Origin of the sequence: Pseudorhodoferax sp., assembly GCF_047601025.1 — a bacterium.
Lineage (GTDB): Bacteria > Pseudomonadota > Gammaproteobacteria > Burkholderiales > Burkholderiaceae_C > Pseudorhodoferax.
In genome coordinates, this window is record NZ_JASGJZ010000001.1 from 583668 (window position 1) to 604066 (window position 20399).

A 20399-nucleotide genomic window follows, 5' to 3' on the forward strand; every position below is an offset into this window, starting at 1 on the left:
GCCGGCGGCGCCCGCGCCGGCGTAGGCTACCGCCCATGCGCCTGCAACCGCCCGGCCGTGGCCTTCGGATCCTGCTCGCCGCGTTCGGCGCGCTGGTGGTGTTCGCGCTGGTGTTCGACTGGGACTGGCTGCGCGGCCCGCTGAACCGCGCGATCAGCGAGAAGACCCAGCGCCGCTTCGACAGCAGCCACCTGGACGTGCGGCTGGGCTGGCACCCGGTGGTGCGCCTGACCGACGTGTACTTCGCCAACGCCGACTGGGCCGACCGCGGCGGCGGGCGGCCGATGGCCCGCATCGGCACGCTGGAGTTCTCGGTCTCGCTGCGCGACCTGTTCGGCGGCCGGATCCTCGTGCCGCGCGTGGCGCTGGACGATGCCGAGCTGAACTTCGAGAAGGCCGCCGACGGCCGCCGCAACTGGGTGCTGGCCGGGCCGTCGGACGCGCAGGCGCCCAGCCGCCTGCGCATCGGCAGCCTGGCGGTGCGCGCCGGCCAGCTGCACTACGCGGACCGCGGCGTGCCGCTGGCGCTGGACATCGCGGTCGACACCGTCGACCGCGCCACCGCCACCGCCCCGGCCGGCGACGCCGGAGCCGCGACCCGCGCCGGCGACGCCGGGACCGCAACCCGCACCGCCGAGGCCGAGGCCGGTGCCGCATCCGGCCGCGCCCGCTACACGACGCGCTACCGCTTCTCCGGCCACTACCACGACGCCGGCTTTCGCGGCCAGGCGCTGACCGGCGATGTGCTGAGCCTGCAGGACACCGGCATCCCGTTCCCGATCCAGGGGGAGCTGACCGCCGGCACCACGCGGCTGCAGGTGGAAGGCACGGTGGCCGACGTGGCCCGCCTCGGCGGCATCGACGTGCGCCTGCAGATCGCCGGCCGCACGCTGGCCAACCTGTACCCCTTCCTGCTGCTGCCGCTGCCGGCCTCGCCGCCGTACCAGCTGTCCGGCCACCTGACGCTGGACGGCGGCCGCTACGCGATGCGGGACCTCCGGGGCCGCATCGGCAGCACCGACGTGGCCGGCGAGGCCGCCTACCTGCAGCGCGCGCCGCGCCCGCTGCTGACGGCGACGCTGCACAGCCGGCTGCTGAACCTGCCCGACCTGGGCCCGCTGGTCGGCCTGACCACCCGGGCCTCCACCGATGCCAGCCCGCCCACGCAGGCCGAGACCGCCACGCGCGACAGCGCGCGCGCCCGGGAGCGCCGCGCCAGCGGCGGGCGCGTGCTGCCCAGCGGCACCGTGCCGGCCCCGGCGCGGCTGCTGCCGGCCGGCCGCTTCGAGGGCGGGCGCATGCAGGCCATCGACGCCGAGGCCGACCTGCGCGTGGACCGCATCGACGCGCCCGACTTCATCGCGCTGAAGAACCTGCGCGTGCGGCTGGACCTGAAGGACGGCGTGCTGCGCCTGGCCCCGTTCGACGTCGACCTGGCCGACGGGGAGATCCGCTCGACGCTGCGACTGGACGCGCGGCAGCAGCGCCTGCGCGCCGAAGTGGACCTGACGGCCCGGCGCCTGCACCTGGCGCGGCTGGTGCCCCCCTCGCCCCGGCTGGCGCCCGCGGCCGGCACCGTGGGCCTGCGCGCGCAGCTGCGCGGCAGCGGCAACTCCATCGCCGACCTGGCCGCCGGGGCCGACGGGCAGGTGCAGGCCGCGCTGTCGCGCGGCCAGGTCTCCAACCTGCTGGACGCCGTCTCCGGCCTGAACGGCGGCAAGGTCATCGCGCTGCTGCTGGGCGGGGACAAGCCGATCGCGGTCCGCTGCGGCGCCGCGTCCTTCGGCGTGCGGGACGGCCAGGGCCGCGCCGACCTGTTCGTCATCGACACCGAGGACACCCGCATCGAAGGCACGGGCGGCTTCGACCTGGCGCACGAGCGGCTGGACCTGACCATCGCGCCAAAGCCCAAGAAGCCTGGCATCCTCTCGCTGCGCACGCCCGTGCACGTGAACGGCAGCTTCCGCGCGCCCGGCTTCGAGCTCGACAAGGCGGGCCTGGCGCTGCGCGGCGGCGGCGCGCTGGCGCTGGCCCTGGTCAACCCGCTGGCCGCGCTGCTGCCGCTGGTCGAGACCGGGCCCGGCGAGGAGACGGACTGCCGGCAGCTGCTGGCGCAGGCCGGCCCCGCGACGCGTGCCGCCGAACCCGATCCACGCAAGCCCCGCACCGCCCAACCATGAACGCACCGACCTCCCCTTCCACCCCGGCGCCGGCCGAGCAGGCGCCCCGTCCCGACCGCCCGCTGATGCCCACGCCGCGGCAGTGGCTGGCGCTGTGCCAGCAGACCGTGACGCGCTGGGCCGGCGACTACGCGCCCAGCATGGGCGCGGCGCTGTCGTACTACAGCGTGTTCTCGATGGCGCCGCTGCTGCTGATCGTGATCTCGGTCGCCGGCCTGGTGTTCGGCGAGCGCGCCGCGCACGGCGAGCTGTTCGAGCAGCTGGCCGGCCTGATGGGCGCCGACGCCGCGCGCGCGCTGGAGACGCTGCTGGCCAGCGTGAACAAGCCGGCCCAGGGCATCGTCTCCACGCTGATCGGCCTGGGGGTGCTGCTGATCGGCGCCACCACCGTGTTCGGCGAGCTGCAGAACGCGCTGGACCGCATCTGGCGCGCGCCCGCGCGCGACACCTCCGGCGGCCTGTGGAAGCTGCTGCACACGCGGCTGCTGTCCTTCGGCATGGTGCTGGGCTTCGCCTTCCTGCTGATGGTCTCGCTGGTGCTGGGCGCCGTGGTCTCGGCGCTGGGCAAGTGGTGGAGCAGCGCGTTCGCCGGCTGGGAAGTCCTGGCCCAGCTGCTGAACGTGGTGCTGGGCTTCGCGCTGACGACCGGCGTGTTCGCGATGATCTACAAGATCATGCCGCGCGTGCAGGTGCGCTGGTACGACGTCTGGATCGGCGCGGCCGTCACGGCGCTGCTGTTCACCGTGGGCCGCTTCCTGATCGGGCTGTACATCGGCAAGAGCGGCGTGGCCTCCAGCTTCGGCGCCGCGGGCTCGGTGATCGTGATCTTCGTCTGGGTCTACTACTCGGCCCAGGTGTTCCTGCTGGGGGCGGAGTTCACCTGGCTGTACGCGCGGCAGTACGGGTCGATGCGGAACCTGCCGCCGGCGGATGCGCCGCCGCCCCGCGGCTGACACCCTTGTACGATGGCCGCGCGCCCCTCTTCCCTTCCGCGCCCATGCCCTCTGCCGCCCGACCGCCCCGCATCCTCTTCGTCTGCACCGGCAACATCTGCCGCTCCCCCACGGCCCATGCGCTGCTGGTCCACCAGGCCCGGGCGGCCGGCCTGCCCGTCGAGGTGGACAGCGCCGCGATCTCCGACGAAGAACGCGGCAACCCGTTCGACCGGCGCGCCGCGGCGGAACTGCGGCGCCGCGGCGTGCCGGCGCACGAACACCGCGCGCGCCAGGTGCGGCGCGACGACTTCGCGCGCTTCGACTGGATCGTGGGCATGACCGCCGCGCACTGCGCGGCGCTGCGCCGGCTGGCGCCCGCCGGCAGCCAGGCGCAGGTGGCGCTGCTGCTGGACTTCGTGCCCGGCGCCGAGGGCCGGGACGTGCCGGACCCGTGGTACGGCAGCGCGCAGGACTTCGTACACGCCTTCGACCTGATCGCCCGGGGTGTCGACGGGCTGATGGAGCAGCTCCGCCCACCGATCCCGTGACCGGCAGCACCACGCCGCCGAGACCAGCCTGGAGCACCGGCCCGTGGCCGATGGGCAGCGCACGGCCGGCATCTACCGCCGCAGCGTCATGCTCGCCAGCGGGCGCCACGCCATGCTCGACGACGGCCCGGGTTGCAGCCTGGTGCCGTGGCAGCCGGTGATCGAGCGGCATCTGGGCCAGCAGATCAGCGCCACGGTGCGCGGCGCAGGCGTGTCGTGGGAGCTTGGCCGCCAGCGCGGGCCGGCCGTCTGAGCCCACCCCTGTCGCATTTCAGGCGGCCGGGGCGTGCTAATGCGAGTTATTCTCACCTGGACATCTATAATTGGTGCTCCCCGTCACACCTTGCGCCATGGATCCAGCCGCTGCCACGTCTCAGCCGCTGCACGACGGGGCATCGTCATTGCAGGGTGGATTGGATTCTCCGTGGCAGCGCACTACTACAACCAACTGCTGAGTTTCTGCGCCCGCACCCTGAAGGACCGCGCCGCCGCGGCCGATCTGGTGCAGGAGGCCTATGTGCGCTTCCTGGGCGCACAGCAGTCCGGCGCGGCCATTGCCAACCCTCGCGCGCTGCTGTTCCGCACCACGCGCAACCTGCTGACCGACCAGCACCGGCGCGCGAAAGTGCGCGAGCACCTGAGCCTGGACACGCTGCTGGAAGAAGACCAGCCCCTGGCGCCCCAGCACTTGCAGCCCGAAGAAGTCCATGCTTTCAGCCAGTACGCGCAGACCATCCACGCCGCCATCGAAAGCCTGCCGCCGCGCTGCCGCGAAGCCTTCATCCTGAACCGCTTCGACGGCCTCTCGCATCAGGAAGTAGCGGACCAGATGGGTATTTCGCGCAACATGGTGGCCCAGCACGTCATCCGGGGCGTGCTGGTCTGCAAAGCCTGCGACGACCGGTTTCATGGCCGAAGAACGAAGGCAGCGGAATAAAAAACCGAAACAGCTGCTTTCAGACCTCCACTGATCGGGCTCTCGTGCGTCTGTACAGATAGGAAGCCCACCTTTCCCACATGAGCCAGCCCGATCCCAGCCGTCCTTCCCCCAAGGCCGACACACCGCCATCCCCGCAGGAAGAAGCGGACGCACGCGACTTCGCCGAATTCATCGCAGGCCAGGACCCGGTGGATGCGGCCGCCGCCGGCTGGATGGTGCGCCGCCAGGACGGCCTGACGCCCGAGGAAGAGGCCGAGCTGGAGGAATGGCTGGCGGCCGACCCGGCCCATGCCAAGGCCCTGGAACAGGTGGAGGGCGTCTGGGGCCGGCTGGAAGAACTGCCCGAGGAAGGCGTGGATGCGCTCAAGGCCGGGCTGCCGTCGCATGCCACCGGCGCGGTGCTGCCGCCTTCGGTCGCGGCACCGACTCCGCAGGCCACGGAGCCACGGCGGCGGCTGGCCCGGCCTTCGTCGCCCGCATCCCCGGGCCGGCGCTCCTGGCTGCTGGGCCTGGGCCGCCTCGTGCCCCAGGCCGCGGCGGCGGCGGCCGTGGTGGGCGGCGGCTGGTACGGCTGGAACGTGTGGCAGCGACAGCCCGTCTTCGAGCAGGCATTCACCACCGTCCGAGGCCAGCAGCAGAACGTGAAGCTGCCCGACGGCAGCACCCTGATGATGGACACCGCCACGCGGATCGAGGTGGCCCTGTACCGCCAGCGGCGCGAGGTGCGACTGGCGGACGGGCAGGTGCATTTCGCCGTCCAGTCCAACCCCGGTCAGCCCTTCCACGTGCTGGCGGGCAGCACGCGCGTCACCGTGGTCGGCACGCGCTTCACGGTGCGGCGCACGCGCAGCGGGCTGGGTGACGAAGGCGGCGTCAGCGTGGTGGTGGAAGAGGGGCGCGTGCGCGTCGCCAGCCGTTCGGGGCAGGAGCAGGAACCTGCCGCCACGGGGGCCGCCGAGGGCGAGGCCATCGAACTCGGCGCGGGCCAGGCCGTCACGGTGAATGCCGCCGGCACGCTGGGGCCGGTGGGCCGCGATGCCGCCCCGGCCGCCTGGCGCGAGGGGCGCGTCAGCTTCAACGGCACCCCGCTGGCGCAGGCGCTGGCCGAGTTCGAGCGCTATGGCGACACCGGCCTGGTCATCCGCGACCCGGCGGTCGCCGCGCTCCGGGTGCATGGCAGCTTCGATGTGCGGCGGGTCGGCGCCTTCGCCAAGGCGCTGCCGCAGGTCCTGCCCGTCCGGCTGCACACCAGGGACGGGCAAACCGAGATCGCCCTGGCCCCCGGCGGGTAAGGTCAAGCGTCGGTTCCTGGCCCGGGCTTGTGCCAATCCTTCTTGCTTGCCTTTGCCAATGCATTCCACTCGTCCGGCGGGTTTCCGCGTCCGAGCATCTTCTCGAACACGGCATACGGATCGGACTTGCTGCCCGATGACCGCAGGGTCTGCTCATCGTTGATCCAGGCGTAGACGATGACCCTGGCCTTCGAGTCGTACCGGAAGAACAGCCGATACCGCCTCCCCAGCTTGGCCCGGCGCCAGTGGCGATAGGCTGGCCCCATCGTATTGACCCGACGGTACTCGTCATGCGCCGGATCACCCGGCACCACGTCTTCCATCAAGTGGACCAACGCGCGGAAGAACTTGACGTTGGCGTTCGACCCGAATCCCTGCGGGTCGTTCTCCTGCGCACGCAGCACGGCTGCGCGCAATTTCATCAACTGCCCGATCAGGTTGTCGTGGAACAGCAGTGCCCAGCCATGCCGTTGCATCAGATTTCCACGTCCTCGTCGAAGTCGTCGTCCAGGCTCAGCTTGTGGCCCGCGTGCTCCAGCATCGTGCGTGCCAGATCCTCCGGTAGACCGCGAATGTTCCGGCCAGCTTCGAGATCACGAGCAAGCAGGTTCAGGAACGCACCAATGGCGGGGTCTTCGTGCTCGGCATCAGCACGGGTCACAACGACTTCGCCGTCGCGCAGCTCGAACGCCACCTTGCCGCCGGTATCCACCCCCAGCGCCTGGCGGATGGGCTTGGGCAGCGTGATCTGGCCCTTGGAGGTCAGTGTGGCGACTTCATGGATAGCAGGCATGACGGTTCTCCCGATGGCGACCCCTCATCGCAAGGAAAACTCCTTACCACGTCAATGCGCGGGCCAGTCCGGCGCGAACGACCTGGCTGGCCGAGCCGTCGCGACCGTTGGCGAGTTGCTGCTCGAAGCTCAATGGCTTCGCCGCGTCGCCCAGGACCAATGAAAAAAGTCGCCCGGCGACCTCAACACTTTTGCGGGTCGTGCGTCAGCACAGGTAGGAACCCTATTTTTCTACTGTGGAGATCGCACCCATGCCGCACCCGGCCCAACGTTTCCGGCTCGCCCCGCTCACCCTGGCCACCGCACTGGCCTTGTCCTCACTGGGGTTTGCTGCGCTGCCGGCCCACGCTCAGAGCGCCGAAGCCCCCGTTGCCATCTCGCTGCCCGCGCAGCCGCTGGGCACGGCGCTGAACGAACTGGCGCGGCAGGCGCGGTTGCAGTTGATGGTTCATCCCGATCTGGTGGCCGGCAAGCAAGCCCCCGCCGTATCGGGCAACCTGACGCCCCGGCAAGCGCTGGATCGGCTGCTCGCGGGCAGCGGACTGGGGGCCAGCATCAATGGGACCGAAGTTGTGGTGCGTCCCGCGCCGGCGCCATCTTCGTCGTCACCAGCAACGCTGGCGGAAGTCATGGTCAGTGCGCAGGCAGTGCGCCCAGGCGATTTGCCCGAAGCCTACGCCGGCGGACAGGTCGCGCGGGGCGGCCGCGTTGGCGTTCTGGGCAACAAGGATTTCATGGAGACGCCGTTCAACGTCACGAACTACACGAGCCAGGTCGTCGAGGACACGCAGGCGCGCAGCCTGGCCGACGTGGTGTCCATCGCCGACCCCTCGGTGCGTACGTACGGCAGTCAGGGAACCTTCGCGGACGGTTTTCAGATTCGCGGCCTGGCCTTCAACAGCGTGGACGTGTCGTTCAACGGCATTACCGGCATCGCGCCGGTGTGGCGGCTGATGCCCGAATTCCTGGAGCGCATCGAGGTGCTGAAAGGCCCCAACGCCTTGCTCAACGGCTCTGCCCCGTCCGGCAACGTGGGCGGAGCGATCAACGTCGTGCCCAAGCGCGCGACAGATGCGCCCATTTCGCGCGTGACGGCGAGCTATGAGTCGAAGAGCGTGGGGCAGGGGAGCGTGGATTTGGGCCGCCGCTTCGGAGAAAGAAAAGAGTTCGGCATCCGGTTCAACGGCACCTACAGAAGCGGCGACCACGCGCGCGACTCGGCGGAGGAACGCAGCCGGCAGATGGCGCTGGGCCTGGACTACAGGGGCGAGCGCCTGCGCCTGGAACTGGATGTCATGCAGCAGAAGCAGGTGACGCATGGCGGGCTATGGGGTTCTCCCGCCCTGGCGCCGACGGTCACCAAGGTGCCCGCCGCGCCGTCCAATACCCGCAACTGGAACCAGCCCTGGGAAAGCAGCGACATTGATGACAGCGTCGTTGCGGCGAGGGCCGAATACGACATCTCGGAGCATCTTTCCCTCTACGGCGCTGCGGGGCGGAACAAGAGCGAACAGCACTACGTGACGTCCAATGGAACCATCCTGGACGATGCGGGTACGCTGAGGCAGGCGTTCCGCACGCACGTCACCCCTTACGAGGTCAGGGCTGCCAACGTCGGCATGAGAGGCCGCCTGAAGACGGGAGCGGTCGGCCACGAATGGAACGTCGGCTATGCGTGGCTGGACTACGAGAGCTGGAACCGGGTGGGCACCGTGCTGCCCGGTACTTTGACGTCCAATCTGTACGACCCCGTCGTGGCGCCCTATCCGACGGCGATCAACATGCCCGATTCGACCGTCAGAAGTGGTCGGCGGCGGCTGTCCAGCGTCGCCGTGTCCGACACTCTGGGCTTTGCCGAGGATCGCGTGCAACTGACGCTGGGCCTGCGCCGCCAGCAGGTTCAGATCCTCGGCTTCAATGCGACGACCGGGATTCAGGCGACCACTTATGACCGATTCGCGCTGACGCCCATGGTGGGCGTGCTGTGGAAGCTGAGCCCGTCCACCTCGGTGTATGCCAACTACATCGAGGGGCTGAGCCCCGGCGAAATGGCACCGGCCACGGCGGCCAACGCGGGCGATGTGTTTGCCCCCTACAAATCCAAGCAGGGCGAGGCGGGCGTCAAGTTCGACCTGGGGCGTTTCGCGGTGACGGCCAGCGTCTTCCAGATCAGAAAGCCCAGCGGCGGTCTGGACCCGTCCACGCGGCACTACAGCGTCAACGCGCAGCAGCGCAATTCCGGCATCGAGCTGAACGTTTTTGGCGAACCGTGGCGCGGCCTGCGCGTGCTGGGCGGCCTGGCTTACATCGACGCCAAGCTGGCCCGCACGAGCGATGGCGCCAACGAGGGCAACACGGCGCCCGGCCAGCCCAAGACGCGCTTCAACCTGCAGGTGGACAAAGACATCGAAGCGGTGCCTGGGCTGAGTTTCGGCGCCGGGATGATCTACACCGGGCCACAGTACCTGGACAACGCAAATGCCTTCCGCATTCCCGCATGGACGCGCTTCGACGTCGGCGCCCAGTACCGTACCCGCATCCAGGGACGCGGCATGACCTTCCGCGCGAACGTTCTCAACGTGGCCGACAGGAGCTATTGGCAGCAGGGCCTGTTCGCGGGCGACCCGCGCACCGTCCGGCTTTCGGCGTCGATGGATTTCTAGTCGAACCGGGTTCCGGCGCCTGCCAGCCAATCGCGGATAGCTGTTGTTGATCAATGGAGAGCCCAATGTTGATGAGAACCCTGCTCTCACTCACCCAAGCCAGCCTGGCTGTATCGGCCCATGCTCACCAGCTCTGGCTCGAACAACCCGCCAAGGACGGTGCAATAACCCGCATCAGGACGGGTGGCGTGCCACCCGCCCCGGCAGCGGCGCCCAACCAGTGAGCGCCGTGCTCGCCAGGGCCCTGGGCGCGGGGCCGCTTGTCTCGCGCATCGCCGCCGCGGTGCTGGGCGGCTATGCGCTGGCGGCGCTCGCCAGCGTGGCCGCGGTGGCGCTGCCAATCGACCGCGCGCAGGCCGTGCTCACGGGCATGCTGGCCAGCTTCGCCGTGTACGCGGGCGCAGTGGTCTGGGTGTTCGCCGTGCGCAGCGCGCGGCGCGCCTGGGCCGGGCTGCTGGTGGCGGCGGTGCCACTGGGGCTGGCCGCCTGGTCCGTCTGGAACGGAGGCTCCCCCTCATGACCCGCCGCCCCAACGACACGAAGCCGGCCCAGGCGGGGCCGCAACCGCGCGGCATCCGCCAGACCATGTCCGACCTGCACATCTGGGCCGGGCTGCTGGCGGGATGGATCCTCTACGCCATGTTCCTCACCGGCACGGTGAGCTACTTCAAGGACGAGATCTCGCAATGGATGCGGCCCGAGCTGCCGCACCAGGCCGAGGTGCCCGACCCGGCGCTGGTGGCCGCGCGCATCGCGGGCGAGCTGCAGATGGTGGCCGCAAGCAGCCCGCAGTGGAGCATCGGCCTGCCCGATGCGCGCAACAACATCGCCAGCGCCTTCTGGCGCACGCCGGGCGTGGAAGGGGGGCGGGCCTTCCAGAACGCCACCTTCGACCCCGCCACCGGCCACAAGGTGGCAGCGCGCGACACTGGCGGCGGCGAATTCTTCTACCGCTTTCACTTCCAGTTCCACTACATGCCGGTGCTGTGGGCGCGCTGGCTGGCGGGCTTGTGCGCCATGTTCATGCTGGTGGCCATCGTCAGCGGGGTGATCACGCACAAGAAGATCTTCATCGACTTCTTCACCTTCCGCTGGGGCAAGGGGCAGCGCAGCTGGCTCGATGCGCACAACGCGCTGTCCGTCTTCGGCCTGCCCTTTCACGCCATGATCACCTACACCGGCTTGGTGACGCTGATGTCGCTGTACATGCCGTGGGGCGAGCAGGCGGCTTTCAAGACGGCGCCCGAGCGCCAGCAACTGCGCGCCGAGACGAGCGCCTTCGTCCAGCCCGGCAAGCCCACCGGGCAGACCGCGCCACTGGCCTCCATCGAGGACATGGTGCGCCAGGCCCAGGCGCGCTGGGGCCGCGACAACATCGACCGCGTGATCGTCTCCAACCCCGGCGACGCCAGCGCGCGCGTGAGCATCACCCGCGGCGACGAGGGTCGCGCCTCGGTCAGCCCGCAATACCTGCTCTTCGACGGCGCCACCGGCCGGCTGCTGCAGGCCAAGGAGCGCGTCGGCCCCGCCGCCGAAACGCACGGCGTGATGTACGCACTGCACCTGGGCCGCTTCAGCGACACGGTGACGCGCTGGCTGTATTTCCTGGTCAGCCTGGCCGGCACGGCCATGGTGGGCACGGGTTTGGTGCTCTGGACCGTCAAGCGCCGCGCCAAGCTCCCCGCCCCCGACAAGCCGTACTTCGGCTTCTGGCTGGTGGAGCGACTGAACATTGCGGCCATCGCGGGTCTATCCGTGGGCATGGCCGCCATGCTGTGGGCCAACCGGCTGCTGCCGCTTGGACTGTCAGGCCGGCGCGACTGGGAGATCCACGCCATGTTCATCGCCTGGGGCGCGACACTGGTATGGACCTTCGCGCGGCCGGCCAAGAAGGCATGGGTGGAGCTGCTGTGGGCGGGTGCCGCGCTGCTGGCGCTGCTGCCGGTGCTCAGCGCGCTGACGACCGAGCGGCCGCTGTGGCGCAGCCTGGCCGAGGGCGACTGGGTGTTCGCCGGCTTCGATCTGACGCTGTGGGCGCTGGCCGCCCTGCATGCGGCGCTGGCGATCCGCACGGCGCGCCACCAGCCCAAGGTGCGCCCGGTGCGCAAGGCGGCGGCCAAGGCCGAGCCGCAGCCTGCGCTGCGCGAGGCCAACCCATGACGACCGTACACCTGATCGCCGCGCTGCTGTGCGTGGCGGGCTTCGCGGGCCTGGCGCTGGCGATGGAGCGTCATCAGGAAGACCTGTTCAAGCCCCCCCTGGCGCCCGCGCGCACCCGGTTGCTGCGCTTCGGCGGCTGGGCCTTGCTGCTGCTGGCCCTCGCGCTGCTGGTGCGCGCCTCTGGCTGGTCGCTCGGGCTGGTGGCTTATTCAGGCCACACCAGCTTCGGCGCGGGCGCGGTGTTCCTGGCGCTGCTCGGCATCGAGCGCTGGCGGCTACGCTGAACACCTCTTTTTTCTCTTTTCCCTCTCTGAAAGGTGCTGTCATGACTTTCCGCTTTTCCCCGCTGGCCGTTGCGGCCCTGTGCTTCGCCTGATGGCACGGGCCGCGGCGCGGCGCGTGAAGCACGGCCCGGTGGACAGCGTGTGGTCGGCGCGCAAGGCGCCCGTTGCGCCCACTGTGCAAGCTGCTGCGCAGGAGGCTTGAGGCCCATGCAGGCCACGAACCGCCGCCGTTCAGGCGCGCGCCGCCGGTTGCACGCTGACCTGCAGTCCCAGCGCATGCAGCACTTTCAGCACGGTGGCGAAGCTGGGGTTGCCCTGGCTGCTCAGCGCCTTGTACAAGCCCTCGCGCGTCAGGCCGGAATCGCGGGCGACCTGAGTCATACCCCGTGCCTTGGCAACGTCGCCCAGGGCGGCGGCCAGCAGCGCCGGGTCGCCATCCTCCAGCACGGCAGACAGGTACTGCGCGCACGCCTGCTCATCCTGCAGGTAGTTCGCGGCATCGAACACCGCCAACTCTGCAACTTTGACTTTGCTGCTCATGGTTCACTCCTTCGTCTCGCCCTCTTCGGGCTCCAGAGTCGCGGCCAGTGCCCGTGCAGCCGCGATGTCCGCCTGCTGGGTGGACTTGTCCCCACCGCCCAGCATCACGATCACCACGGAACCGCGCTGCACGTAGTACATGCGCCAGCCCGGACCGAAGAACTCGCGCATCTCGCACACACCATTGCCGACCGGCTTCACGTCGCCCAGGTTGCCAAGCGAAGCCTTGCGAAGCCGGGCCAGCAAACGGCGCTGAGTCATACCGTCTCGCAGCCCGGACAGCCAAGCCTCGAACTGCGGCATCAGGCGGAGGGTGTACATGCGGGAATTGTAATCCATGGTTCACAAAATGGTGTGCAAGCCTTCGCCCCCCGTTCTTCTTTTTTCTCTGTTGTCTCTTTCTGAAAGGTACTGTCATGACTTTCCGCTTTTCCCTGCTGGCCGCTGCTGCTCTGAGCGTTGTACTGGCCGGCTGCGCAGGCAATGGCCCCACGGCTTCGGGTACTTCTGCCTCCGTGGCCACCGCCTCGGCCCAGGTACAGCGCCAGGCGCTCGCCAAGGGCCTGTACGAGCTGGCCTACAGCCCGCACCAGAACGCCGTGTTCGTCGCCTCCTCGGGCGGCTTCGGCCCCGATGCGGCGCCGGCCAAGGTGCTGCGCCTGAGCCCGCAGACCCTTGCCGTCGAGCGTGAGATTCCCCTGGAGCGCAAGGCTTTCGGCGTCACCCTCGATGACGCAGGCGGGCGCTTGTACGTGGGCAACACCGTGGACCTGTCGGTGACCGTGGTGGACATCGTCAACAGCCGCGTGGTCGGCGTGGTGCAGTTGGAGGAAAAAGTCGCCGCCAAGGACAAGGACGGCAAGGACGTGCAGCGCTACCCGCGCGACCTGCGCGAGCTGGCGGTCGATGCGGCCAGCAAGCGCCTGTTCCTGCAGGGCCACGGCGGCGCCAACGGCAGCGTGCTGTACGTGGTGAACACCGAAACCCTGAAGGTCGAGAAGATCATCCCCGGCCTGGGCAACGCCAAGGCCCCTGGACTGGCCTTCGACGCGGCGGGCCAGCGCCTGTTCGTGACGAACCTGCTGGGCGAGCTGATCACCCTGAGCACCCGCACGCTGGAGATCACGAACCGCGTGAAGACCGAGGCCGAGCAGCCGCTGAACATCGCCTTCGACGCGGCCACGCAGCGCCTGTTCGTGACCGATCAGGGCGCGGAGAACATCCGCGCCTTCCAGACCCGCAGCATTCCGGGCTTCACCTCGAAGCACCCCGGCAACCGCGTGGCCGTGCTCGACGCCAACAGCGGCAAGCTGGTACACAGCATCCCCACGGGTGCCGGCCCGATGGGCATCCTGCTGGATGCACCGCGCAAGCGCCTGTATGTGACCAATCGGGCCGCAGGCACGGTGAACGTCTACGACAGCGCCAGCTACGCGCCGCTGGGTACGGTGAGCCTGCCCACGCACCCGAACAGCCTGGCGCTGGATGCGCGGCGCAACGTGCTGTACGTGTCGGTCAAGAACGGCCCGAACGACCCGAAGGACGCGCCCGAGAGCGTGGCGCGCATCGGGTTCTGACAACGGCTGAACCCCCGCCGCATGCCCGGTTCGCCTGTTGAAAACGCCTCGATGACGATGCCGGAATCCGCACCCAAGCGGATCAGGAAGGCGGGCATGCTGATGACCTTCGTGTCGGCCGGACGCTGGCGGGCAAGCCACCCCCGCTGACCACCTATCTGCTGCGCCGCGACGCCGAGCCGTCGCAGGCACTGGCCCGCTTCGTGGAGCGGTTGCAAGCCCTGGGGCCGAGAGGCGTCTAGCCATTGGCTCATGCCTTGGCTTGGAAAACGCCATGAACGACACCGCCCGCAGCAGCCTCCTCGGGGGTAACCCCCCGCCCCTACCCGCCCCGCCGGCACCGGCGAGCGCGCCGCCGCGGCCGGCGATGCCGCTGGCGACGGCGCCGACATCCGGCCCGGCCGCATCGTGGCGCCCGGCGTGGGCGCCACGGCCGACGGCCACGGCGAAGTGCCGGGCCTGGCCGGCGAGGACGGCGAAGGCGCGGACGAAGGCATCGAGGGCACCGGCGACGACGATGACGGCCGCTGAACGGCACGGCCGCCTGCCGCACGATGGCCTGCCGAACGGAATGCCCGGCGTCGGTCACGCCTTTGTCACGGTGCCGTCACACCGCCGACGCAGCATGCCGGACCTGCGCCCTGCCTGCCGATGGACCAAGACCGCCCGCCTGCCCACTCGCGCGACCGCCTGCTCGAATGCACCCGGTACGGCGCCGACGCGCACGGGCTGATCTGCGGCTACCGCTTCGCGGACCCGCTGGCGCCGGCCGAGGCGCTGGATTCGGACGAAGCCGCGCGCTGGCTGGCGCAAGCCGGGGCGCCGGACGGTGGCGCCGGCTTCGCCTGGCTGCACTTCAACCTCGCGCACGCGGGCGCCGAGCGCTGGCTGCGCCGCCACGCCGGCCTGCCCGAGGCCTTCTTCGACACGCTGCACGACGGCCAGCATTCCACCCGCATCGAGCGCGACGCGCATGCGCTGATCGCGGTCATCAACGACGTGCAGTTCGACTTCGCGTTCGAATCCTCCGACATCGCCACGCTGTGGATCGGCGTGGACCGGCGGCTCGTGGTGACGGCGCGGCAGTCGCCGCTGCGCTCGGTGGACCGGCTGCGCACCGCCATCAAGCGCGGCGAGACCATGCGCTCGACCACCGAGCTGCTGGAGCGGCTGCTGCGCGCGCAGGCCGACGTGCTGGTGGACGTGGTGCGCGGCGTGACGCGCCGCATCGACGGCCTGGAGGACGACCTGCTGGCCGGCAAGCTGGACCACAAACGCACGCGGCTCGGGGTGCTGCGCCGGCTGCTGGTGCGGCTGCAGCGCCTGCTGGCACCCGAGCCGGCCGCGCTGTTCCGGCTGCTGCAGCGCCCGCCGGCCTGGATGGCCGAGGGCGACGTGGACGAACTGCGCCAGGCCTGCGAGGAGTTCCCCGTCGCGCTGCGCGACATGGCGGCGCTGCAGGAGCGCACCAAGCTGCTGCAGGAGGAGATCGCCGCCGCCGTCAACGAAGGCACGGGCCGCAGCCTGTACGTGCTGACCATCGTGACGGTGCTGGCGCTGCCGATCAACATCCTGGCCGGGCTGTTCGGCATGAACGTGGGCGGCATCCCGCTGGCCGAGAACCCGCACGGCTTCTGGATCCTGGTCGCGCTGGTCGGCGCCTTCACGGTGTTCGCCGGCTGGCTGGCCTGGCGCGCCGGGCGCGAGCGCTGAATCGCCCGCTCCCGCGGGCCGCGTGCGACCATCGCCCCATGGAGATCGAGTTCAAGTTCCAGATCCCGGCCGAACGGCTGGCCGGCGTGGCCCAGGCCCTGCAGGCCGGCGACACGCGCCGCCAGCGGCTGCAGGCGCGCTACTTCGACACGGCCGACGGCGCGCTGGCCGCGCAGGGCGCCGTGCTGCGGCTGCGCAAGGAGGGCCGGCACTGGGTGCAGACGGCCAAGGCCCTGGGCGAGGGACCCGTGCATCGGCTGGAGCACAACGTGGCGCTGGGCGCCGCCACGCCGGCCATCGTGCAGCCCGAGCTGCATGCCGGCACGCCGGCCGGCGACCGGCTGCGGCAGGCGCTCGCCGGCCGGTCGGGCGCGCTGCTGGAGGTCTACGGTACCGACATCCGGCGCACCACGCGCGTCGTCGCCCATGGCGCCAGCCGCATCGAGCTGGCGCTGGACGAAGGCCACGTGACCGCGCCGCCGGCGCGCCGCGCCGCGGTCTGCGAACTGGAGCTGGAACTGCTCGAAGGCGAGGTCGCCGACCTGGCGGCGCTGGCCGGGCAGTGGGCCCGCGAACACGGGCTGTGGTTCAGCACCGTGTCCAAGGCCGAGCGCGGGCTGCGGCTGGCGCGGGACCTCGCCACGGGCCCGGCCGTCAAGGCACGGCCGCCGGACCCCGGTGGCGGCATGCCCGGCGGCGCGGCGCTGCAGCAGGCCGTGCTGCGCGCCTGCCTGGCGCAGATCCTGCCGAACGCAAGCGAGGTCGCCGCCGGCAGCGACGAGGCCGAGCACATCCACCAGCTGCGCGTCGGCCTGCGCCGGCTGCGCACGGCGCTGCGCGAACTGGCGCCGCTGGGCCCGCACCTGCCGGCACATTGGCAGGCACCGCTGCGCGAGGCGTTCGCGGCGCTCGGCGCGCGGCGCGACCGGCAGCTGCTGCAGGCCGTGGTCGTGCCGCAGCTGCGCGCGGCCGGCGGACCGGCCCTGGCGCTGGAGGGCGACGACCTCGCGCCCGCGGCCGGGCCGGTCGTGCGCGGCGAGGCACTGCAGGCCGTGCTGGTCAAGGCCATCGGCGCGGCGGCCGGCCCCGCCGGCGCGGGCATGGCGCCGCAGGCGGTGCGCCGCCACCTGAAGCGTCGCCTGGACCGGCTGCACGCGGGGCTGCTGCACGAGGGCCGGCACTTCGACGCGCTGCCGCCCGAGCGCCAGCACGCGCTGCGCAAGCGGCTCAAGCGGCTGCGCTACCTGGCGGAGTTCGCGGGGCCGGTCTTCGGCGCCGGGGGCGCGGAACGGTTCGCGCGCCTGCTGGCGCCCGCGCAGGACGCCCTGGGCGCCTGCCTGGACGAGCAGGTGGCGCTGGCGGCATGCCGCACGCTGGCCGCCCGCGTGCCCGAGGCCTGGTTCGCGGTGGGCTGGCTGCAGGCGCGCCAGACGCAACTCGCGCGCGCAGGACGCAAGGCCCTGCGCGCGCTGGGCGGCGCGCCGAGGTTCTGGAAGAAGAAGGGCTAGCCGGCGCTCAGGCCGGCTTGGCGCCGCCCTCGGGTGCGCCGAGCCCCTGCACCTGCACGGCGACGTCGTACAGCTTGGCCTTGCCGGCGTAGTAGCGGTCCAGCCGCCATTCCTTGACGATCTGCACGGCCAGGTCGAACTCGGCCAGGCTCAGCGCGTAGAGGCGCTCGAGGTGGAAGGGTTCGCGGGATTCGAGCGACAGGACCAGGTCGGCCAGCGTCTTGGCGGCAGGCGCGTACGGGTCCTTGGCGATCAGTTTCTTGGCTTCCTTGATGGCGTTCAAAGGCAGGTTCCTCGTTCGGGGCACTAGGGCGAACCCGCATTGGACACTGTCGACACGGCAAAAATTGTGTCAATTCCGTGACCATTGCACGACCCACGACGCGCGATGTGGTGCAGACGGCCGCCATCAGTCCCTTGGCATCGCCACCAATCCGTCGAAAAACTTGACAGACTAGCTCCTCATAAGCACTGCAGACCTGTCAAATCTCACAGATTCCCTTTGTAAAACATGCGTGTATTAAAACAGGCATGTAACGTGCTGTTGCATTTGGCCACATTGGCAATGTGTTCCCTCGATCCATCCAACGGAGTCATCCATGCAGCTCATCCACAAGGCAACCGCGGCTCTGGCACTCGTCGGCGCGCTGGCGCCTGCGGCGTTCGCCGACATCGTCACGCTTCCCGCCTCCGCGTTGCACTCCTCGGCCAACGTCTACACGCCGAACGGCTACTACACGAACAACCTGGGCGCCGTGGCCGTCATGACCGGTGGCGGCAACGCGGCCAACGTGGGCGCGGCCAGCGGCCGCAACGACGACGGCTTCATGGCGCTGAGCCTGGGCTTCAACTTCACGTTCTTCGGCTCGACCTACAACAGCCTGTACCTGAACAACAACGGCAACCTCAGCTTCGGTAACGGGATCTCGGCCTACGTGCCGACCGGCCCCACCGGCGCCAACTCCCCCGTGATCTCGGCCTTCTTCGGCGACGTGGACACGCGCGCCACCGCTTCCGGCGTGATGCACTACAACCTGTCGGCCGACGAACTGGTCGTGACCTGGGACCACGTGGGCTACTACAACACGCAAGGCAGCCCGCTCAACAGCTTCCAGATCGTGATCCGCCGCGACGGCTATGCACTGCCCGCCGGCGAGGGCCTGATCGGCTTCTTCTACGGCGACATGGACTGGGAACGCACGCAGACCAGCACCACGGCCGCCGTGGGCTTCGGCGACGGTGCAGGCAACGCGATCGTGATCGCCGGCTCCAACCAGGCCGGCATGAACAACGTCGTGGACAACAAGTACATCTGGTTCAACGCGGCCCTGGAGCCCGTCGACCCCGAAGAACCGGGCGAAGTGCCAGAGCCCGCGTCGATCGCCCTGCTGGCCAGCGGCCTGCTGGGCATGGGCCTGGTGGCGGCCCGCCGCCGTCGCCGCGACTGAAGCGGTCCGGCATCCCACGCGAGGCGGCCTGCGGGCCGCCTTTTTTCATTTCCCCATGACTCCAGCGCCGCATTTCGCTGGACTACGCCAAAGCCGGATACAGCAGGTTTATCAATGACTTGGGCGAGCTCGCCAGATGCCGGTGCGTTCCGAAACCTGGCCCGCCTTCCCTGCTGGTGGCCCGATGAGGCCCCTGGGAAACGGGTCTTTCCTCATCGATGCCTGCATCTCTCGTCTGGTTACGCCACTGTCAATGCAAACGGTTTGAGCCCCCGGGCGGCGATCAGGTAGGGAGCCATCAGGATCAGCGCCTCGGTTGCACGCGCGGACTGGATGCCGCCCAGGTCCAGCATCTGCCCGGCCAGCCATCCGAGCTCGGCCAGCAGCGCCTTCACCTGGTCCTTGGCGCCTGTGTCGTCGCCGCTGATGAACACCGTGGGCGGAGTCGGCAGGCTTTGGGGTGCCGCCATGACGGTGAAAAGCATGGTGTTCAGTGATTTCACGACGCGCGTTTGCGGCAGTGCGGCCTGCAGGCGCTCGGCCAGGCTGCTGTTCGGGTAGAGCAGCCCGCTGGGCATGCCGTTGGCCGTGCGCTCCGTGGCGTTGGAGACGTCCAGCAGCACCTTGCCCTGGAGCGGCGCCTGCAGCGCCTGCAGCATCTGCAGGGCGGTGTCGCCCGGCGTCGCGTTGATGACCAGTGGGGACGCCGCTGCCGCGTCGGCGAGCGACGCATGCCGCAGCGGCGGTCCCTGCCACTGGTTCTTCCCGATGGCGGGGTCACGGTGGCCAAGGGTGACGTCGTGTCCCTTGGCGGCCAGAGCTTGTGCGAGCGTGGTACCGACGCGGCCGGAGCCGAGGATGCTGATGTTCATGAGGGTTTCCTGGAAATGAAATGAGTAGGTTCGACGGCGGTGTTCAGGCCACGGGGCTCAGCGCGCGCACCGCTTCGCCATGTACGCCCGGCGCGCTGGCCAGGAAATCCTCGCTGGCCAATGTCCAGGGACGGCCCCGGGTGTCGGTGACGACACCGCCGGCCTCGGACACCAGCAGCGCGCCTGCGGCCAAGCCCGAGCGCACGTCGCTGTACTGCCAGAAGCCTTCGATCTGCCCGGCAGCCACCATCCCGAGTTCGAAGGTGGCCGGCACCGTCATGCGCACCACCAGCGCCGCATTCAGCATGGACGTGATGGATTCGCCGAGACGGCGGTGGGTTTCAGGCGTCTCGCCGGGCCTGGCCTGGCCGGTGGTGACGATGGCGGCCTTGAGTTCGGTCTTGGTGGACGGGCGCATCGGCACGCCGTTCACGTATGCCGCGCCGCTGCCGCGCACGGCGGTGTAAAGGCGGCCGGCCACGGGTTCGTGGACGGCGGTCAGCACGGGAACGTTGTCGCGTACCAGCGTCGCGCTGACGCCCCATGCGGGCAGGCCATGCACGTGGTTCACGTTGCCTTCCACGGGGTCGAACACCCACCACTCTCCGCCAGACAGCGCGCCGCCTTCCAGCTCATCGTCCACCCAGCCAGCGTTCGGGCGGGCGGCCATGAGAAGTTCGCGCGCCACGGCGAGCGATGCGTCGTCGTTTGCATGGATGGCGGCCACGACGCCTTGCAGATCGTCGGGAGTGCGCGTCTGGGCGTCGAAGCGGGCCAGCATGTGGACGCCGGCGGCGCGCACGGCGGCTACGACCGCTGCGAGCAGCGCGCCGTCGTCGTCCGCATGGGTGGCGGCGTGTCTGGCGAAGCGCTGGGCGGTCGCGAGAGAGAGATTGGTCGAGGAGTCCATTTCATGCCTTTGAGGGTTGCAGCGTTGCCGCCCGGG

The 20399-nt window shown here is 70.1% G+C and carries 23 protein-coding genes and 2 pseudogenes; 18 read left to right on the forward strand and 7 right to left on the reverse strand.

The genetic code is table 11. From position 1 onward, the window contains the following. Positions 1 to 35 precede the first annotated feature (35 nt). The 6 genes and pseudogenes from QM782_RS02785 to QM782_RS02810 all read left to right on the forward strand — a co-directional run bounded on the left by QM782_RS02785 (position 36) and on the right by QM782_RS02810 (position 5895). Entirely contained in the window at positions 36 to 2180 is a 2145-nt protein-coding gene (locus QM782_RS02785; RefSeq protein ID WP_415201412.1) for an AsmA family protein, read from the forward strand. A 65-nt stretch (positions 2181 to 2245) separates the two neighbouring features. Further along, positions 2246 to 3133, forward strand: a complete 888-nt coding sequence (locus QM782_RS02790; protein WP_415205571.1) for a YihY/virulence factor BrkB family protein — start codon at positions 2246 to 2248, stop codon at positions 3131 to 3133. A 44-nt stretch (positions 3134 to 3177) separates the two neighbouring features. After that, positions 3178 to 3663 carry a low molecular weight protein-tyrosine-phosphatase gene (locus tag QM782_RS02795; RefSeq protein WP_415201413.1) on the forward strand — a complete coding sequence of 162 codons (486 nt, stop codon included), beginning with the start codon at positions 3178 to 3180 and terminating at the stop codon, positions 3661 to 3663. A 13-nt stretch (positions 3664 to 3676) separates the two neighbouring features. After that, positions 3677 to 3916: pseudogene (locus QM782_RS02800) on the forward strand (DUF3363 domain-containing protein); the annotation flags it as partial. 171 nt (positions 3917 to 4087) lie between these two features. Further along, a complete protein-coding gene (locus tag QM782_RS02805; RefSeq protein ID WP_415201414.1) occupies positions 4088 to 4600 on the forward strand; it encodes an RNA polymerase sigma factor in 513 nt (170 codons plus the stop codon). Positions 4601 to 4680: 80 nt separating this feature from the next. Further along, positions 4681 to 5895 (forward strand): FecR family protein, encoded by a 1215-nt coding sequence (locus QM782_RS02810; RefSeq protein ID WP_415201415.1) that lies wholly within the window; start codon positions 4681 to 4683, stop codon positions 5893 to 5895. Positions 5896 to 5897: 2 nt separating this feature from the next. Here QM782_RS02810 and QM782_RS02815 read toward each other — a convergent pair whose 3' ends face one another. After that, on the reverse strand, positions 5898 to 6371 hold the full coding sequence (locus QM782_RS02815; RefSeq protein ID WP_415201416.1) for a type II toxin-antitoxin system YhaV family toxin: 474 nt from the start codon (positions 6369 to 6371) through the stop codon (positions 5898 to 5900). Next, on the reverse strand, positions 6371 to 6688 hold the full coding sequence (locus tag QM782_RS02820; RefSeq protein ID WP_415201417.1) for a type II toxin-antitoxin system PrlF family antitoxin: 318 nt from the start codon (positions 6686 to 6688) through the stop codon (positions 6371 to 6373). Before QM782_RS02820 ends, QM782_RS02815 begins: the two co-directional genes overlap by 1 nt. Here QM782_RS02820 and QM782_RS02825 point away from each other — a divergent pair. From QM782_RS02825 to QM782_RS02845, 5 genes are all read left to right on the forward strand, one after another. After that, positions 6687 to 6851: a hypothetical protein gene (locus QM782_RS02825; RefSeq protein ID WP_415201418.1), complete on the forward strand. Its 165-nt coding sequence runs from the start codon at positions 6687 to 6689 to the stop codon at positions 6849 to 6851. The genes QM782_RS02820 and QM782_RS02825 overlap by 2 nt on opposite strands. 88 nt (positions 6852 to 6939) lie before the next feature. After that, positions 6940 to 9351 carry a TonB-dependent siderophore receptor gene (locus QM782_RS02830; RefSeq protein ID WP_415201419.1) on the forward strand — a complete coding sequence of 804 codons (2412 nt, stop codon included), beginning with the start codon at positions 6940 to 6942 and terminating at the stop codon, positions 9349 to 9351. Between the two features lie 220 nt (positions 9352 to 9571). Beyond that, positions 9572 to 9871 (forward strand): DUF3649 domain-containing protein, encoded by a 300-nt coding sequence (locus tag QM782_RS02835; RefSeq protein WP_415201420.1) that lies wholly within the window; start codon positions 9572 to 9574, stop codon positions 9869 to 9871. Further along, a complete protein-coding gene (locus tag QM782_RS02840) occupies positions 9868 to 11511 on the forward strand; it encodes a PepSY-associated TM helix domain-containing protein (protein WP_415201421.1) in 1644 nt (547 codons plus the stop codon). The genes QM782_RS02835 and QM782_RS02840 overlap by 4 nt, the downstream gene beginning before the upstream one ends. Next, entirely contained in the window at positions 11508 to 11795 is a 288-nt protein-coding gene (locus QM782_RS02845; RefSeq protein WP_415201422.1) for a DUF3325 domain-containing protein, read from the forward strand. The genes QM782_RS02840 and QM782_RS02845 overlap by 4 nt, the downstream gene beginning before the upstream one ends. A 231-nt stretch (positions 11796 to 12026) precedes the next feature. On the opposite strand, the gene QM782_RS02850 is transcribed toward QM782_RS02845, so the two are convergent. Together QM782_RS02850 and QM782_RS02855 are read right to left on the reverse strand one after the other, a co-directional pair. Beyond that, complete coding sequence (locus QM782_RS02850) at positions 12027 to 12335, reverse strand: addiction module antidote protein (protein WP_415201423.1); 309 nt, start codon at positions 12333 to 12335, stop codon at positions 12027 to 12029. Positions 12336 to 12338: 3 nt separating this feature from the next. Continuing rightward, positions 12339 to 12656 (reverse strand): type II toxin-antitoxin system RelE/ParE family toxin, encoded by a 318-nt coding sequence (locus QM782_RS02855; protein ID WP_415201424.1) that lies wholly within the window; start codon positions 12654 to 12656, stop codon positions 12339 to 12341. A 194-nt stretch (positions 12657 to 12850) separates the two neighbouring features. On the opposite strand from QM782_RS02855, the gene QM782_RS02860 reads away from it, so the two are divergent. The 6 genes and pseudogenes from QM782_RS02860 to QM782_RS02885 all read left to right on the forward strand — a co-directional run bounded on the left by QM782_RS02860 (position 12851) and on the right by QM782_RS02885 (position 17133). Continuing rightward, on the forward strand, positions 12851 to 13912 hold the full coding sequence (locus QM782_RS02860; protein WP_415201425.1) for a YncE family protein: 1062 nt from the start codon (positions 12851 to 12853) through the stop codon (positions 13910 to 13912). A gap of 21 nt (positions 13913 to 13933) precedes the next feature. Then, positions 13934 to 14062 carry a hypothetical protein gene (locus QM782_RS02865; RefSeq protein ID WP_415201426.1) on the forward strand — a complete coding sequence of 43 codons (129 nt, stop codon included), beginning with the start codon at positions 13934 to 13936 and terminating at the stop codon, positions 14060 to 14062. Then, positions 14026 to 14154 (forward strand): annotated as a pseudogene (locus QM782_RS02870) (LysR family transcriptional regulator); the annotation flags it as partial. The gene QM782_RS02865 and the pseudogene QM782_RS02870, both read left to right, overlap by 37 nt. A gap of 166 nt (positions 14155 to 14320) precedes the next feature. Further along, positions 14321 to 14443 carry a hypothetical protein gene (locus QM782_RS02875; protein ID WP_415201427.1) on the forward strand — a complete coding sequence of 41 codons (123 nt, stop codon included), beginning with the start codon at positions 14321 to 14323 and terminating at the stop codon, positions 14441 to 14443. 120 nt (positions 14444 to 14563) lie between these two features. After that, positions 14564 to 15625: a transporter gene (locus QM782_RS02880; RefSeq protein ID WP_415201428.1), complete on the forward strand. Its 1062-nt coding sequence runs from the start codon at positions 14564 to 14566 to the stop codon at positions 15623 to 15625. A gap of 38 nt (positions 15626 to 15663) precedes the next feature. Next, complete coding sequence (locus tag QM782_RS02885) at positions 15664 to 17133, forward strand: CHAD domain-containing protein (RefSeq protein ID WP_415201429.1); 1470 nt, start codon at positions 15664 to 15666, stop codon at positions 17131 to 17133. 7 nt (positions 17134 to 17140) lie between these two features. On the opposite strand, the gene QM782_RS02890 is transcribed toward QM782_RS02885, so the two are convergent. Continuing rightward, positions 17141 to 17416, reverse strand: coding sequence for a hypothetical protein (locus QM782_RS02890; RefSeq protein WP_415201430.1), 276 nt, complete (start codon positions 17414 to 17416; stop codon positions 17141 to 17143). Positions 17417 to 17732: 316 nt separating this feature from the next. On the opposite strand from QM782_RS02890, the gene QM782_RS02895 reads away from it, so the two are divergent. Beyond that, on the forward strand, positions 17733 to 18581 hold the full coding sequence (locus QM782_RS02895) for a nidogen-like domain-containing protein (RefSeq protein WP_415201431.1): 849 nt from the start codon (positions 17733 to 17735) through the stop codon (positions 18579 to 18581). 239 nt (positions 18582 to 18820) lie between these two features. Here the strand turns inward: QM782_RS02895 and QM782_RS02900 are convergent, their stop codons facing one another. Together QM782_RS02900 and QM782_RS02905 are read right to left on the reverse strand one after the other, a co-directional pair. Then, positions 18821 to 19453, reverse strand: a complete 633-nt coding sequence (locus tag QM782_RS02900; RefSeq protein WP_415201432.1) for an NADPH-dependent F420 reductase — start codon at positions 19451 to 19453, stop codon at positions 18821 to 18823. A gap of 43 nt (positions 19454 to 19496) precedes the next feature. Beyond that, positions 19497 to 20363: an inositol monophosphatase family protein gene (locus tag QM782_RS02905; RefSeq protein ID WP_415201433.1), complete on the reverse strand. Its 867-nt coding sequence runs from the start codon at positions 20361 to 20363 to the stop codon at positions 19497 to 19499. Positions 20364 to 20399: the final 36 nt, after the last annotated feature.